This window comes from Sphingomonas sp. NIC1 (genome assembly GCF_001638925.1).
GTDB classification, from domain to species: domain Bacteria; phylum Pseudomonadota; class Alphaproteobacteria; order Sphingomonadales; family Sphingomonadaceae; genus Sphingomonas; species Sphingomonas aquatilis.
Genome location: NZ_CP015521.1, coordinates 310,357 through 325,314, shown reverse-complemented (window position 1 = coordinate 325,314; position 14,958 = coordinate 310,357). Strand labels below are relative to the sequence as shown.

Sequence of the window (14,958 nt, the reverse complement as noted above, 5' to 3'; positions counted from 1 at the left end):
CTTCCTGTCGGATGTCGAAGGAGAAGCGGGACCCCGGGTCAAGCCCGGGGTGACGGGGGGCAGTGGGGCTTAGTAAATCACCACGCTGCGGATGCTTTCGCCGGCGTGCATCAGGTCGAAACCCTTGTTGATCTCGTCGAGCGTCAGGCGGTGGGTGATCATCGGATCGATCTGGATCATCCCGTCCATGTACCAGTCGACGATCTTCGGCGTGTCGGTCCGCCCACGCGCGCCGCCGAAGGCGGTGCCGCGCCAGTTGCGGCCCGTGACCAGCTGGAACGGGCGCGTGCTGATTTCCTTGCCCGCCTCGGCGACACCGATGACGATGCTGGTGCCCCAGCCGCGGTGGCAGCATTCCAGTGCAGTGCGCATCACTTCGGTATTGCCGGTCGCGTCGAAGCTATAGTCGGCGCCGCCATCGGTCAGCTCCGCCACCTTCGCGATGATCGCCTCGCGGTTCATGCCCTTGGTGTTGAGGAAGTGGGTCATGCCGAACCGGCGGCCCCACTCTTCGCGATCCGGGTTGATATCGACGCCGACAATCATCTTGGCGCCGGCCAGCTTCGCGCCCTGGATGACGTTGAGGCCGATACCGCCCAGGCCGAAGACAACGACATTGTCGCCGACCTGCACCTTGGCCGTGTTGACCACCGCGCCGACGCCCGTCGTCACGCCGCAGCCGACGTAGCAGCTGGTGTCGAACGGCGCGTCCTTGCGGATCTTCGCGACGGCAATCTCGGGCAGCACGGTGAAATTCGAGAAAGTGGAACAGCCCATGTAATGGAAGATCGGCTGCCCCTTGTAGCTGAAGCGCGTCGTGCCGTCGGGCATCAGCCCCTTGCCCTGCGTCGCGCGGATAGCGGTACACAGATTGGTCTTCTGGCTGAGGCACGACTTACACTGGCGGCATTCGGGCGTGTAGAGCGGGATGACATGGTCGCCAACCTCGACGCTGGTCACGCCCGCGCCCAGTTCGCGGACGATGCCAGCGCCTTCATGGCCCAGCACGCTGGGGAACAGCCCCTCGCTGTCGAGGCCGTCGAGCGTATAGGCGTCGGTGTGGCAGATGCCGGTCGCCATGATCTCGACCAGGACTTCGCCCGCCTTCGGGCCTTCGAGGTCGAGCTCGACGATCTCGAGGGGTTTCTTCGCTTCGAAGGCGACGGCGGCGCGGGTCTTCATGGGGCAACTGCTCCGGAGGGAATGATCGCGGCGGGGTTATCGCGGGACGGGCGGCGGGAGCAAGCGAAAGGGCAGGGCTCAGGCCATCGGGTCCGCCGGCACCGCGACGATGCCTGCGGCGGTCAGCGCGGCCAGGGTCTCGGCGTCGACGCCGGCCAATCGCTCTAGAACCGCGGCGGTGTGCTCGCCAAGCATCGGTGGCGGCGTATCGTAGGTCACTGGCGTGTCGGACAATTTGATCGGGCTGCCGATCGTTTCGAAGTCGGGGTTCCGTGGGTGCGGGATGGTGACGCGCATGGCGCGCGCCGCGACCTGCGGTTCGTCGAGGGCCTGCGCGATGCTGTTGATCGCGCCGACCGGCACGCCCTTGGGATGGATGCGCGCGATCCACGCATCGGCGGTGTCGGCCAGGAAATGGGCGGCCAGCCGCTCGATGACCGCTTCCCGATTCGCGACTCGATCGGGGTTGCGGGCGAAGCGCGGATCGCGGGGCAGATCGGGCAGGCCGATGGCCTCGCACAGCGCGACGAATTGCGAATCATTGCCGCAGGCGATCACGAAGTCGCGGTCCGCGGCGCGGAATACCTGATAGGGGACGATATTGGCGTGAGCGTTGCCATAGCGACCGGGCGCCTTGCCGGTCGTCAGGTAATTCTGGCTCTGGTTGCACAGCATCGCGACCTGCACGTCGAGCAGCGCCATATCGATATGCTGGCCGAGGCCCGTCGTCGCGCGGTGCAGCAGCGCGGCCTGGATCGCGATGACCGAATAGAGGCCGGTCATCAGGTCCGATACCGCGACGCCGACCTTCTGCGGCCCGCCGCCGGGCAGATCGTCCCGCTCGCCGGTGATGCTCATCAACCCGCCGAGCGCCTGGATGATGAAGTCATAGCCCGGCTCGGTGGCGCGCGGCCCGGTCTGGCCGAAGCCGGTGACCGAACAATAGACCAGACCCGGGTGCAGCGCGCGCAGGCTGTTATAGTCGAGGCCGTATTTCGCCAGCGACCCCGCCTTGTAATTCTCGATCAGCACGTCGCACTGGGGCACCATCGCGCGGATCAGCGCCTGTCCTTCTGCGGAGGCGATGTCGATCGCGACCGACTGTTTGCCGCGGTTGGCCGACTGGAAATAGGAGGCTTCGCGCGTCGGCGCACCATCAGCGTCCGCCATCCACGGCGGCCCCCATTCGCGCGTGTCGTCCCCGCGCCGGGGATGTTCGATCTTGATGACCTCCGCGCCGAGATCCGCCAGCGTCTGCGCGCACCATGGCCCCGCCAGCACGCGGCTCATGTCGAGCACCCTCAATCCCGTCAGCGCACCCATGTGGCGGTCCTCTCGCGTCCGTCCGTCGGATCGATGCCGGCGGTGTATCGGGGAAGCGCTAGCGACCGCGCGCCGTGCTGCAAAGGGTTACAGCGCACCCACGGGGAGCAGATGCCCCAGCAACGCCGTCGCGGCCATCGCCAGCGCGCCGAGCGCGGTGACGCGCACCACCGCGCGAACCTGCGGCGCGCCGCCGGCCTTGGCGCCGATCGCCCCCAGGATGGCGAGCAGCACGATCGCCACCACTGGCACCACCATGACCGCCAAGTGGCGTGGCGCGAGCGCGGCGATCACCACCGGCAGGATCGCGCCAGAAGTAAAGGCGGCGGCGGAGAAGACCGCGGCCTGCACGGGGCGCGATCCACCGTCATCGGCAAGGCCTAGTTCGTCACGGCGATGCGCGCCCAGCGCGTCATGCGCCATCATCTGTTCGGCGACCGTCTGCGCAAGCGCGGGCGCGACGCCGCGGCCGACGTAGATGGCGGCGAGTTCCCGAGTTTCCGCCTCGGGATTGCGGTGCAACTCGGCAGCCTCGCGCGTCAGGTCGGCATGCTCCGTATCGGCCTGCGAGCTGACCGAGACATATTCGCCTGCCGCCATCGACAACGCCCCGCCGACCAGCGCGGCCGCGCCGGCGAGCAGGATCGTCGAGGCGCTGGCGCCCGGCGCAGCGGCGACGCCGACGACCAGGCTCGATACCGAGATGATGCCGTCATTGGCGCCCAGCACCGCCGCGCGCAGCCAGCCGGTGCGGTGGACCAGGTGATGTTCGCCGGGGGCGTGCGGCATGTCGGTCATCGGGCAGGCACCTGTGTTGAACGACGACGGCGATACGGACCGCGCCGTCGCAGCGTCGAGCCAATCTGTTGAGACATCAGCCGATAGCAGAGGCGGGGGCGTACAAATCTAAATTAAATTTCAGGCAACGGCGCGGCGACTTCCTCGTTTCGGCTTGATGTGGATCAGGCTCGCCCTGTCGCACGCCGGGTCCCTCGCATCGCCCGGCTGCGCTCCTGTTCCACCCAATGGCGGATGCTGGAGCGCGTGTGCATGGAAGACTATAAGGACGTCCTGGCCGGGAAGTGCCCGTTCGGTGGGGATCGGATTGGCGGAGCGCAGACCAGCAAGCCGACGCTGCAGGATTGGTATCCCAATCGCCTTCGCGTCGAGCAGCTGCATCGCAACGGGCCGCGCGCCAATCCGCTGGGCGAGGATTTCGACTATAAGGCGGCATTCGAGGCGATCGACCTTCAGGCGCTGAAGGCGGAGATCAAGGCGTTCCTGACCAGCTCGGTCGCGTGGTGGCCCTCCGACTATGGCAATTACGGGCCGCAGATGATCCGCATGGCCTGGCACTCGGCCGGCACCTATCGCATCGCCGACGGGCGCGGCGGCGCGGGCGAGGCGATGCAGCGCTTCGCCCCGATCGACAGCTGGTGGGACAATGGCAACACCGACAAGTCGCGCCGGCTGATCTGGCCGATCAAGCAGAAGTACGGGGCCGCGCTGTCCTGGGCGGACCTGATGGTGCTGACCGGCAATTGCGCGCTCGAGATCATGGGCTTCCCCACTTATGGCTTCGCCGGCGGCCGGCATGACGCGTGGGAGGCGGACGATGCCACCTATTGGGGGCCGGAACATGTCGACATGACGACGGTCAAGTCGTTCGACGAGATGGTGAACCGCGACAAGCGCTGGCGCGGGCAGAACGGCGATGCCGACTATGACCTCGAACAGCCGCTCGCGGCATCGCACCAGTCGCTGATCTACGTGAATCCCGAGGGCCCCTATGCCAGCGGCGATCCGATGGCGTCCGCGCACGACATCCGCGTCACCTTCACCCGCATGGCGATGAACGACGAGGAGACGGTGGCGCTGATCGCGGGCGGCCACGCCTTCGGCAAGAGTCACGGCATGGTGAAGGCCGACCGCATCGGCGCGCCGCCCGAAATGGCGCCGATCGAGCAGATGGGCCTAGGCTGGCACAACCCCGAAGGCACCGGCGCCGGCGAGTTCACGATGACCAACGGCATTGAGGGCAGCTGGACGCCCGATCCGACCCAATGGGACAACAGCTACCTCGAAAACCTGTTCAAGTTCGAATGGGAACAGACGCGCAGCCCCGCGGGCGCGCTGCAATGGACGCCGGTCGACAAGACCGCGCCGCACACCCCCGACGCGCATATCGCGGGCAAGACGCATCCGCTGATGATGATGACCAGCGATATCGCGCTGAAGGTCGACCCCGTCTATCGTCCGATCTGCGAGCGGTTCCTGACCGACTTCGCCTATTTTACCGAGCAATTCTCCAAGGCCTGGTACAAGCTGACCCACCGCGACATGGGTCCGAAGGAGCGTTACCTTGGCGAAGAGCGGACGATCGAGAACGATCTGCTGTGGCAGGATCCGATCCCGCCGGTCGATCATCCCCTGATTGATACCGCCGACATCGCGGCGCTGAAGCAGGCGATCCTGGCGGCGGGGCATTCGGTGTCGGACTTGGCCTTCACCGCCTTTTCCGCGGCGTCGACTTTTCGGCACAGCGACAAGCGTGGCGGCGCCAACGGCGCGCGCATCGCACTCGCGCCGCAGAAGGACTGGGCGATCAACGCACGCACCCGTCCGGTGATCGACAGCCTGAAGCGCGTCGCGGCGGACTTTGCCGGCGGTGCGACGGGCGGCAAGGCGGTCTCGCTCGCCGACCTGATCGTGCTCGCTGGCTGCGTCGCGGTCGAGCAGGCGGCGGCGGCGGCTGGCGCGGCGACCGAGGTTCCGTTCACCCCGGGCCGGATGGACACGACGGACGCGCTGACCGACGCGGACAGCTTCGAATGGCTGCGCCCGGTGGTCGATGGCTTCCGCAATTATGTCGATCCGAACTTCGACGCGGTGAACGTCGCCGACCTGTCACCCGAACAGCTGTTCCTCGACCGGGCTGACCTGCTCGCGCTGTCCGCGCCCGAATGGGTGGTACTGACCGGTGGCCTGCGCGCGCTGGGCGCCAATTGGGACGGATCGTCCGACGGCATCTTCACCGACCGCGTCGGCGCACTGACCAACGACTTCTTCACCGTGCTGACCAGCATGGATTACGAATGGAAGAAGGCGGATGAGCAGGGATCACGCTTCACCCTGGTCGCTCGCGATGGCGGCGACGCCCGGTTCGAGGCGACACGCTGCGACCTCATCTTCGGCGCCAATTCGCAGTTGCGCGCGATCGCCGAAGTCTATGCGGCGGCCGACGGACAGGCGCGCTTCGTGCGCGATTTCGTGAAGGTGTGGGACAAGGTGATGATGCTCGATCGCTACGACGTGCATCAATAAACGCACCGACTATCGGGGGAAGGTTAGCTTCCCCCGATAGTCGCCTCAAAACAGGGGAAAATCCGCCCCATAACGGGTGCTTTACGCTGACGTCATCTTAACGCTTTATGGCCCACATGCGCCGGGACCGATGACTCACCGAGCCCCTGTAATCCGATGCTGACAAACCTTTTTCGCGAGCGCCTGCGTTCGCGGGCCGTGCGCGGCCTGACCGGCGGGGATGAGGCGAGCGCCTCTGCGCTCGATCGCCATGTCGAAGCGGCGCAGCAGGGCTTCGCTGCCCCGATCGCGGCCCTGTCGCTGATCTACGACGACATCCAGGCGATTCACGCGGCCCGCGGCGTCGACGTCGGCTGTCTGCCGCGACGGGATGGATTCTGCACACTGACGCTGGATGTCTCGGATGTGCTGGAATGCTGCGACGCGACGGTCGATCCGCGCTTCGCAGCCTTGCCTTCGGTGACCGGCGAACCGTTCATCCGTTATTATATCGGTACGCCGCTGCGCCTGATCGACGGGATCGAGATCGGCGCGCTCTGCGTCGCCGATATCAAGCCGCGTCCGCCCGCATCGGTGGATCAGAAGGCCTATCTCGTCGGTCTGGCCCGACAGGTGTCGCTGGTGATGGAAGGGCGCCGCGGCGCCCGGGGGGTGAGGGCCGCATGACCGACATCGCCCTGTGTTTCGCGCAGCACGATGTGCATCTCGTCCTGCTGGCGGCGCTGGTCTGCCTGATCGGCTCGGCGGCCAGCGTTCAACTGTTCCACTGCATCCGGTCGGCGGATGGCTACAGCCGGCTGGGCTGGGTGATGCTGACCGCAGTGGCCACCGGCACGATGGTCTGGGCGACCCATTTCGTCGCGATGATGGCCTATCGCACGTCGGCGCCGGTCGTCCTCGATCCGATACAGACGCTCGGTTCGCTTTTGGTCGCCATCAGTATAGCGGCGCCCGGCCTTGCGCTGGCCGCCTCGGCCCGTCGGGGCGCGGGGGTATTGGGTGGCGGCGTCATCGGTGCAGCCATCGCGCTGATGCACTATCTCGGCATGTCGGCCTATCACGTCGACGGCATCGTCACCTGGACCTGGCCGGTCGTCGCCGTGTCGATACTGCTGTCGGTCGGGCTCAGCGCTGCCGCTTTCGCACGCGCGCGGCAGGCGGGGCGTGCGGGTGCGTTGCGGACGATGGGTCTGCTCGCGCTGGGTGTCGTGACGCTCCATTTCAGCGGCATGGCGGCGATGCATATCACCGTCATCCGCCTGGGCGACGGCCTGTCGCCCTCGACCATGAACGCGCTGGCCGTGGCGACGGCGGTCGCATCGCTGATCATCGTGGGCTGCGCCGCGATCAGCGCGCTGATCGACGGGCATACGAAGGGCGAATCCTACCGCCGGCTGCGTCGCATGGCGATGTACGACGGGCTGACCGATCTGCCCAATCGTATGAGCTTCAACGAAGAATTGGAGCGCCGTTTCAACCGCAAGGGCGGGCATCTGTGCATGGCCGTCGTCATGATGGACCTGTCGCGGTTCAAGGTGGTCAACGACACCTATGGCCACCTGGCGGGCGACCAGCTGTTGATGGCGCTGGCGGCGCGGATGACGGCGACGCTGGGTCCCAACGAATGCATCAGCCGTCTGGGCGGCGACGAATTCGCGGCGGTCATTTCCTACGATCTGGCCGAGGAGTTGACCGACTTCCTTGATCGGCTGCGCGCGGTCTTCGACGCGCCCTTCGTCTTCGATCGCTTCACCGCGTCGATCGGGACCAATATCGGTGTGGCACTCGCGGTTCATGACGGCTGGGATGCGGACGCGCTGCTGGCGAAGGCGGACCTCGCCATGTACCGCGCCAAGTCGATCCATTCGAGCGAACCGTGTTTCTACGACGCGCAGATGGACGATGCGGTGCGCGCCCGGCGCGAGCTGGTCGTCGACCTGCGGCGTGCGCTCGACCGGGGGGCGTTCGAACTGCATTTCCAGGTGCAGGCGTCGACCGAGACGGGCGAGATCAAGGGGTATGAGGCGCTGGTGCGCTGGAACCATCCCGTCCGCGGCATGGTGCCGCCCGCGGAGTTTATCCCGCTGGCGGAGGAAAGCGGCGAGGTGGTGCCGCTGAGCATCTGGATCCTGCGCCAGGCGTGTTTCGAGGCGGCGCTGTGGCCCAATCGCTATCCGGTGTCCGTCAACCTGTCGCCCAAGCATCTGTCCGATCCGCGTCTGGTGATGACGGTACGGTCCGCGCTGGAGGACAGCGGCCTCGCGCCGAACCGGCTGGTGCTGGAACTGACCGAAAGCGCGATCATCCACGATCGCCGCTTCGCACTCGAACAGCTGCACGCATTGAAGGCGATGGGCGTATCGATCGTCCTCGACGATTTCGGCGTCGGCTATTCGTCGATCGACGTCCTGCGATCCTTTCCGTTCGACTGCATCAAGCTGGATGCGTCGTTCGTCGCCGAACTGGAATATGACGATCAGGCGATTTCGATCCTGCGATCGGTGACGGCGCTCGGCGGCCTGTTGCGCATGCCGGTGCTGGCGGAGGGGATCGAGCGCCCGGCGCAGCTTGCCATCGTGGCACGCGAAGGCTGCGCCAGCGTGCAGGGCTTCCTGGTCGGCCGGCCCTCGCGCACTTTGGCAGACCCGCACGAGGTACGGCGGACGATGGCGATCGGGACCAGTCCGGTGGTCGTCGATTTCAGGCAGCAGGCCGCAACGCCCACCGCGGCATGAAGGGACGGTTGACAGGGCCGGTGCGGTTCAACATTGGGACGTTACAACATCACTGGAATATGTTTTGCTTCTTCGATCCCGCGTTGCCGCCTGCCTGTCGCCGCTGATTGCCTGCCTCCCGATCACCCCCGCCGCTGCGCAGGACACCGATGACGTCTCCGTCGGCAGCGGCGATATCGTCGTGCTCGGCACGCGTCGCGCGCGCAGTGACGGGACGCTGTCATCGGATATCGCCACCCGCACGCTCTCGCAGTCGAGCCGATCGATCGAGCGCGACCTGCTGACCGCCGCCGGGACCTATCGCCTGTCGGACGCGCTCGAACTGGTCAGCGGGGTCAGCAATCAGAACAACCGTGGCGGCGTCATGGACAATTTCGCCATCCGCGGCTTCTTGGGCACACCGGATGGCGGTGGGGAATATTACGTCGATGGCTTCCTCGCCAACCGCGGCATGGGGCCGCCCCGCGATCCTGCCACCACCGAACGGATCGAGCTGCTGAAGGGGCCCGCGGGCGCGCTGTTTGGCGACATCGATCCGGCAGGCCGCGTCAATATCGTCAGCAAGACGCCGGATTTCGTCCCGGCCGCCTATGCGGTGTTCACGCTGGGATCGTTCGGAACGCGCCGGGTGGAACTGGATGCGACCGGTCCCGTATCGCGGACGCTGGCGGCGCGGGTCGTCGTTGCGGCGGAAACGTCGGACGGCTGGCGCAATTTCGTCGGGCTGGATCGGCAGGTGGTGATGCCGTCGCTGACCTGGCGGCCCAGCGAGCGACTGCGCGTCACCTATATCGGCGAGATCACGCGCTTCGACACGCTGTTCGATCGCGGCATTCCGGCGCTCGACGGGAATGCGAACGCCGTGCCGCGCGATGCCTATTATGGCGAGCCGAACGACGGCAAGACCCGCTTCCGCAACCAGCGTCACCAGCTGACGGCGCTGGCCGACCTTGGCAACGACTGGACGGTGACCGGGGGCGTCGCGTGGCGGACGGGAACGCTGAAGGGCTTTTCGTCCGATCAGTCGCGGTTGGTCGGCGGCCGAACACTGTGGCGGCAGCGGCGATCGCGCGATTTCAAGGTGGACGATCTGTCCGCGCGGATCGAACTCGCCGGACATATCGGTGCGCATCGGCCCAGCATCGGGCTGAAGGGCTATACGCTGGATTATGCCGAACGCTGGATGCGGCGCAATCCGGGCGATCCGGCGCGCGGCGGCAATCCCTATGCGATCGACGTCTTCGACCCCGTCTACGGCCAGACCCCGCCGACGCTGTTGCCCTTTACGAACAATCGCGAAAAGCGCTGGTCGGGCACGGTTTACGTGCAGGACATGTGGGACGTGACCGACCGGCTGACGCTGTCGGGCGGGGCCAGGTTCGATGCCTATCGCCAGCGCATCCGCAACAACAACACCGGGCAGGTGGGGCGTACAGTGGGCTCGCCGATGCATTACCGGCTCGGCGCGCGCTACCAGGCCAGCGATGCGATCGCGGTCCATGCCAGCTGGGGCGAAAGCTTCGTGCTCAACTCGGGCACGGGTCGCGATGGCAACGGTTTCGCGCCCGAAAGTGGCGTCGGATATGAGGTCGGCGTTGCCGGACGCTGGGCGGGTGTCGACGTCGCCGCGACCTGGTTCGATATCCGAAAGCGCGGCATCCTCGCCAACGACCCCGTCGACCCCGCTTTCAACGCGCCGGTCGGCAGCCTGCGCAGCCGCGGGATCGAGGGGGACGCGTCGGTACGGATCGCGCCACATTGGCAGATCGTCGGCAATTACGCCTGGACGCGCGCACGGGTGGACGACGGCGCCTTCCCGACCGATCGCGCGCTGAACGTGCCCGATCACAGCGGCACGGTCTTTGCGCTGGGGCGGTTCACCGACGTCGACGGACGTGGGTTCTCGGTGAGCGCCGGCGCCAGCTACATGGGGGACCGCGCCGGGTCGATCGAGCGCGACTATGTGGTGCTGCCCGCCTATCTGAAGGCGAAGGCTGCCATCGAATATGCCGTATCGCCGCGGCTGACGCTGCGGGCGGAGGCAGACAATCTGTTCGATGCCCGCTACGCGCAAAGCTCGTACAGCCGCGTGTGGATCTATCCGGGGCAGCCGCGCAACGTTCGGCTGTCGTTACGGATCAGCGGCTGACGTCGGCTTAGAACGTCGGGTCCTCGCCGGGCAGGGTGGAGACGTGGATGCCGCACTCCACCTTGTCCCAGCCGCGCCAGCGGCCGGCGCGCGGGTCTTCGCCGGGGCGGACCTTGCTGGTGCAGGGCGCGCAACCGATCGACAGATAGCCCTGCGCCTCCAGCGGGTGACGCGGCAGGTCGTGCTCGGCGAAGTAGGCGTCGAGCTGATCCTTCGACCAGTCAGCGAGCGGATTGATCTTCAGGCGCCCGTCGTCCTCCTCGAAGCGGGGGAGCGCGGTACGAGTGCCGGCCTGGAAGCCCTTGCGGCCCGAAATCCACGCGTCGAACGGGCCGAGCGCGCGACGGAGCGGTTCGACCTTGCGGATCTCGCAGCAGCCGTCCGGGTCGTAGGACCAGCGCATGCCGGTCGCATCGCGTAAGGCGAGCAATCGCGGATCGGGCCGAAAGACGCGCAGGTCGGTGAGGCCCAGTCGCTCAGACAATTCGTCGCGATAGGCGAGGGTCTCGCCGAACATCTTCTGCGTGTTGGTGAAGATGACCGGCACGTCCTTGTCGATCTGCGCCACCATGTGGAGCAGCACTGCCGACTCGGCACCATAGGACGACACGGAGGCGATGCGGCCCGCCAGTTCGCCGGTCAGGAGTTCGCGCAGCATCTCGGCCGCGGGCATGCCGGCGAAGCGGATCTGCATCGCGGCGGCGTCCGCGGCGGTAAAGGCGGGCGCGACATCGATCGTGTCGAGTTGGCGTGCGGCCTCAGCCATGGCGCAGCTTCCACACCGGGGCGACGGCGTCCGCCGCGGCCTGATAGCGATAGTCGTAGCGGTCAAGCGCACGGGTCAGTGCCTCGCCATCGATCGGGGCTTCGGGCGCGAAGCTGTCGAAGCCGCAGCGGCGCATCAGGGGCAGCTGATCGACCAGCACGTCGCCCGCCGCGCGCAGCTCGCCGGTATAGCCCGCCTCGCGCAAGACGCGTGCGGCGCTATAGCCGCGGCCGTCGCGGAAGGTGGGGAAGCTGACCTCGACGAGCGCGAGCTGCCCCAGTTGCGGGATCAGCGCGCGGGCGTCCTCACCCGCCTCCAGCCGGACCGCAGTGGCGTTGGTCTGGCCCAGAAAGGCGTCGAGCGTGACGGCGGGTTCGTCGTGCGGCTCGTCGTCGCGGAAGCGCAGCAGCGTGTCGGCATCAGCCATAGATCGCCTCCTTGAACGGTTCGAAGCCGACGCGGCGATAGGTGTCGAGGAAGCGTTCGCCCTCGTCGCGGAGCGCGACATAGCGGTCGGTGACGCGCTCGATCGCGTCGACCACGCCGTCCTCCGAGAAGCCAGGCCCGGTGATCTTGGCGAGGCTGACGTCCTCCGCTCCCGAGCCGCCGAGCGAAAGCTGGTAGTTTTCGGTGCCCTTCTTATCGACGCCGAGGATGCCGATGTGGCCGGCGTGATGGTGGCCGCAGGCGTTGATGCAGCCGCTGATCTTTAGCTTCAGTTCGCCCAGGTCCCGCTGGCGTTCGCGATCGGCGAAGCGGTTCGCGATCTTCTGGGCCAGCGGGATGGAGCGCGCGTTGGCGAGGCTGCAATAATCGAGGCCGGGGCAGGCGATGATGTCGGTGATGAGATCGAGGTTCGGCTCGGCGAGGCCGGCGTCGCGCAGCGCGGCCCAAAGGTCACAAAGGTCACGCCCGTGCACATGCGGCAACACGATGTTTTGCGCGTGCGTCGCGCGTAACTCATTGAAAGAAAAGCGTTCTGCCAAATCGGCCAGCAGGTCGATCTGATCGGCCGTCGCATCGCCGGGAATACCACCGGCGGGCTTCAGGCTGACGTTGACGATGTGGTAGCCGGGTTGCTTGTGCGCAACCACGTTCTGGTCGAGCCAGACGGCGAAATCGGGATCGCTGCGGTCGACCGCAGCGGCAGGGCCGGTGTCGAACGCGGGGGGCGCGAACATCGCGGTGATGCGGTCGAGCTCGGCGCGCGGTGGATCGATGCCGAGCTGCTTGACGAGGGCGAATTCCTCCTCGACCTGCGCGCGGTAGGCGTCGGCGCCGATCTCGTGGAGCAGGATCTTGATCCGCGCCTTGTAGATATTGTCGCGGCGGCCGTAGCGATTGTAGACCCGCAGGCACGCCTCCAGATAGCTCATCAGGTCGTCGGCGGTGACGAAGTCACGGATCAGGTGGCTGACCATCGGCGTACGGCCCATGCCGCCACCGACGTAGATCGCGGCGCCCAACTCCCCGTTCTGTTCGAGCAGCTGGATGCCGATGTCGTGCAGGCGCATCGCCGCGCGATCCTCGGCCGCGGCGATGACCGCGATCTTGAACTTGCGCGGCAGGTAGCTGAATTCGGGGTGGAAGGTCGACCACTGGCGGATCAGCTCGGCCCAGGGGCGCGGGTCGGTCACCTCGTCCGCCGCGGCACCGGCATATTGGTCGGCGCTGATGTTGCGGATGCAATTGCCGCTGGTCTGAATGGCGTGCATCTGCACCGTCGCGAGTTTCGCCAGGATATCAGGCGTGTCGGCGAGCTTGATCCAGTTGAACTGCAGGTTCTGGCGTGTGGTGAAATGGCCGTAGCCGCGGTCGTAATCGCGGGCGATCGACCCCAGCATGCGCATCTGGCGCGCGTCGAGCGTGCCATAGGGAATGGCGACGCGCAGCATGTAGGCGTGCAGCTGAAGGTACAGGCCGTTCATCAGCCGCAGCGGCTTGAACTGGTCCTCGGTCAGCTGGCCCGACAGGCGGCGCTCGACCTGGTCGCGAAATTCGTCGACGCGGGCATCGACGATCGCTTGGTCGTATTGGTCGTATTTATACATGCGTGGCTTTCCGGCCTTCGGAGTTTTGGTTCGCGCGAAGACGCGAAGACGCGAAGAGGGTTTGGTTCGCGGGGAGACGCGGAGACGCGGAGAGGGCGGGGCGCCGCGGCTCGCTTACCTTCGTCATCCCGGCGAAGGCCGGGATCCATGGTTGCGGCGCGGTCAGCGGTTGCGTGATGGCCTCAGCGACGTCGTGTCCATGGATCCCGGCGTTCGCCGGGATGACGAGGGGGGAAGGTTGGAATGACGAAGGGTGGGGGTAGGGCCGGGCATCAGATCACCCAGCTCCCGGCTTCGGGGTCCGCCGGCTTGAGCGTCAGGTCGGGCCGCACGGTCGGGCCGAGCGCACGGATGCGATCCTTGATATGCGCGGGGCGGGGGCCGTCGGGCGTGGCGATCGCGTCGATCAGATAGGGGACGTTGACACGGCGCGCGCCCTCCTCGGCTCGCAGGATACCTTCGCCCTCGTGGCCAACGTCGACGGCATCTTCGACGTGGCGCGACCAGCCGGTGCCGGTCCACCACACGACGTCGCCGGTGGGGAGGTCGTTTCCGGTCAGGAGCCTCATGCCGACATATCCTCCGCAACGCGCGCCCAGCGAGCGAGCTTGTCCTCGGCGTCGGACAGTTCGACGACCTCGCCGACGACGATGATCGCCGGGCTTTGCACGCGCTCACGCTGGACCATCGGACCGAGGTCGGCGAGCAGGGTGCGGATCGCGCGGCTGCCGACGAGCGTACCACGCTCGAGCACCGCGACGGGCATGTCGGGCGCGACGCCGTCCGCCATCAGTTTGTCGGCGATGTCGTTCGCCGTCGCGACGCCCATGTAGATCACCAGCGTCCGGCCCTGACCGGCGAGGCCGGACCAGTCCTGATCCGCCAGCCCCTTGCACTGGCCCGCGACGAAGCTGACCGCGCTGCTGTGATCGCGGTGGGTGAGCGGCAGCATCGCTTCCGCCGCGCAGCCGAGCGCCGCCGAGACGCCGGGGATGACCTCGACGGGTAGGCCGGCGGCGCGCACCGCTTCGACTTCCTCACCGCCGCGTCCGAAGATGAACGGGTCGCCGCCCTTCAGCCGCACGACGATCGCGCCGGTCTTCACATGGGCGACGATCAGCGCATTGATCGCCTCCTGCGGCAGCGTGTGGCGGGCGCGGCGTTTGGCGACGGAAATACGCTGTGCCGCCGACGGTGCGAGATCGAGCACGCGCGGGTCGATCAGCCCGTCGTGGACGAGGATATCGGCGGTCCGCAACGCCTCCACCGCGCGAACGGTCAGCAGTCCGGGATCGCCCGGCCCGGCGCCAACGAGGATGACGCGCCCACGGGCGCCCGGATCGAGAAGCGTAGCCATGATCGCCGACATGGCCTCTGCGCCCTCGTGCGGCAACGCAGCGATGCTTGTGGCGACGGTAGGGAAGCTTG

The 14,958-nt window shown here is 66.9% G+C and carries 12 protein-coding genes; 4 read left to right on the top strand and 8 right to left on the bottom strand.

The genetic code is table 11. The annotated features are described in order from the left end of the window. Window positions 1-69 precede the first annotated feature (69 nt). The 3 genes from A7E77_RS01665 to A7E77_RS01655 all read right to left on the bottom strand — a co-directional run bounded on the left by A7E77_RS01665 (window position 70) and on the right by A7E77_RS01655 (window position 3,303). A complete protein-coding gene (locus tag A7E77_RS01665; protein ID WP_063685459.1) occupies window positions 70-1,182 on the bottom strand; it encodes an S-(hydroxymethyl)glutathione dehydrogenase/class III alcohol dehydrogenase in 1,113 nt (370 codons plus the stop codon). A 78-nt stretch (window positions 1,183-1,260) separates the two neighbouring features. After that, window positions 1,261-2,505: a CaiB/BaiF CoA transferase family protein gene (locus A7E77_RS01660; protein ID WP_063685457.1), complete on the bottom strand. Its 1,245-nt coding sequence runs from the start codon at window positions 2,503-2,505 to the stop codon at window positions 1,261-1,263. Between the two features lie 87 nt (window positions 2,506-2,592). Beyond that, window positions 2,593-3,303: a VIT1/CCC1 transporter family protein gene (locus A7E77_RS01655; protein WP_078462194.1), complete on the bottom strand. Its 711-nt coding sequence runs from the start codon at window positions 3,301-3,303 to the stop codon at window positions 2,593-2,595. 252 nt (window positions 3,304-3,555) lie between these two features. Here A7E77_RS01655 and katG point away from each other — a divergent pair, with 252 nt between their 5' ends. From katG to A7E77_RS01635, 4 genes are all read left to right on the top strand, one after another. Next, a complete protein-coding gene (katG, locus tag A7E77_RS01650; protein ID WP_226341803.1) occupies window positions 3,556-5,829 on the top strand; it encodes a catalase/peroxidase HPI in 2,274 nt (757 codons plus the stop codon). Between the two features lie 198 nt (window positions 5,830-6,027). Then, window positions 6,028-6,495 (top strand): GAF domain-containing protein, encoded by a 468-nt coding sequence (locus A7E77_RS01645; RefSeq protein WP_226341802.1) that lies wholly within the window; start codon window positions 6,028-6,030, stop codon window positions 6,493-6,495. Continuing rightward, on the top strand, window positions 6,492-8,564 hold the full coding sequence (locus tag A7E77_RS01640) for a putative bifunctional diguanylate cyclase/phosphodiesterase (RefSeq protein WP_063685451.1): 2,073 nt from the start codon (window positions 6,492-6,494) through the stop codon (window positions 8,562-8,564). The genes A7E77_RS01645 and A7E77_RS01640 overlap by 4 nt, the downstream gene beginning before the upstream one ends. A gap of 64 nt (window positions 8,565-8,628) precedes the next feature. Continuing rightward, on the top strand, window positions 8,629-10,713 hold the full coding sequence (locus A7E77_RS01635) for a TonB-dependent siderophore receptor (RefSeq protein ID WP_063685449.1): 2,085 nt from the start codon (window positions 8,629-8,631) through the stop codon (window positions 10,711-10,713). Between the two features lie 7 nt (window positions 10,714-10,720). On the opposite strand, the gene A7E77_RS01630 is transcribed toward A7E77_RS01635, so the two are convergent. The 5 genes from A7E77_RS01630 to cobA form a co-directional block, all read right to left on the bottom strand. Beyond that, complete coding sequence (locus A7E77_RS01630) at window positions 10,721-11,479, bottom strand: phosphoadenylyl-sulfate reductase (protein ID WP_063685447.1); 759 nt, start codon at window positions 11,477-11,479, stop codon at window positions 10,721-10,723. Beyond that, window positions 11,472-11,906, bottom strand: a complete 435-nt coding sequence (locus A7E77_RS01625) for a DUF934 domain-containing protein (protein WP_017979272.1) — start codon at window positions 11,904-11,906, stop codon at window positions 11,472-11,474. Before A7E77_RS01625 ends, A7E77_RS01630 begins: the two co-directional genes overlap by 8 nt. Next, window positions 11,899-13,530 carry a nitrite/sulfite reductase gene (locus A7E77_RS01620; protein ID WP_063685445.1) on the bottom strand — a complete coding sequence of 544 codons (1,632 nt, stop codon included), beginning with the start codon at window positions 13,528-13,530 and terminating at the stop codon, window positions 11,899-11,901. The genes A7E77_RS01625 and A7E77_RS01620 overlap by 8 nt, the downstream gene beginning before the upstream one ends. A 272-nt stretch (window positions 13,531-13,802) precedes the next feature. Further along, window positions 13,803-14,099 (bottom strand): DUF2849 domain-containing protein, encoded by a 297-nt coding sequence (locus A7E77_RS01615; protein WP_063685444.1) that lies wholly within the window; start codon window positions 14,097-14,099, stop codon window positions 13,803-13,805. Then, complete coding sequence (gene cobA / locus A7E77_RS01610; RefSeq protein ID WP_063689623.1) at window positions 14,096-14,887, bottom strand: uroporphyrinogen-III C-methyltransferase; 792 nt, start codon at window positions 14,885-14,887, stop codon at window positions 14,096-14,098. Before cobA ends, A7E77_RS01615 begins: the two co-directional genes overlap by 4 nt. Window positions 14,888-14,958 lie beyond the last annotated feature (71 nt).

What these genes read in the sequence shown, in the direction of transcription:
- A7E77_RS01615 (WP_063685444.1), bottom strand. Translation starts at nt 14,099, where the DNA reads ATGAGGCTCCTGACCGGAAACGACCTCCCCACCGGCGACGTCGTGTGG.
- A7E77_RS01625 (WP_017979272.1), bottom strand. Translation starts at nt 11,906, where the DNA reads ATGGCTGATGCCGACACGCTGCTGCGCTTCCGCGACGACGAGCCGCAC.
- A7E77_RS01630 (WP_063685447.1), bottom strand. Translation starts at nt 11,479, where the DNA reads ATGGCTGAGGCCGCACGCCAACTCGACACGATCGATGTCGCGCCCGCC.
- katG (WP_226341803.1), top strand. Translation starts at nt 3,556, where the DNA reads ATGGAAGACTATAAGGACGTCCTGGCCGGGAAGTGCCCGTTCGGTGGG.
- A7E77_RS01665 (WP_063685459.1), bottom strand. Translation starts at nt 1,182, where the DNA reads ATGAAGACCCGCGCCGCCGTCGCCTTCGAAGCGAAGAAACCCCTCGAG.
- A7E77_RS01655 (WP_078462194.1), bottom strand. Translation starts at nt 3,303, where the DNA reads ATGACCGACATGCCGCACGCCCCCGGCGAACATCACCTGGTCCACCGC.
- A7E77_RS01660 (WP_063685457.1), bottom strand. Translation starts at nt 2,505, where the DNA reads ATGGGTGCGCTGACGGGATTGAGGGTGCTCGACATGAGCCGCGTGCTG.
- cobA (WP_063689623.1), bottom strand. Translation starts at nt 14,887, where the DNA reads ATGGCTACGCTTCTCGATCCGGGCGCCCGTGGGCGCGTCATCCTCGTT.
- A7E77_RS01640 (WP_063685451.1), top strand. Translation starts at nt 6,492, where the DNA reads ATGACCGACATCGCCCTGTGTTTCGCGCAGCACGATGTGCATCTCGTC.
- A7E77_RS01620 (WP_063685445.1), bottom strand. Translation starts at nt 13,530, where the DNA reads ATGTATAAATACGACCAATACGACCAAGCGATCGTCGATGCCCGCGTC.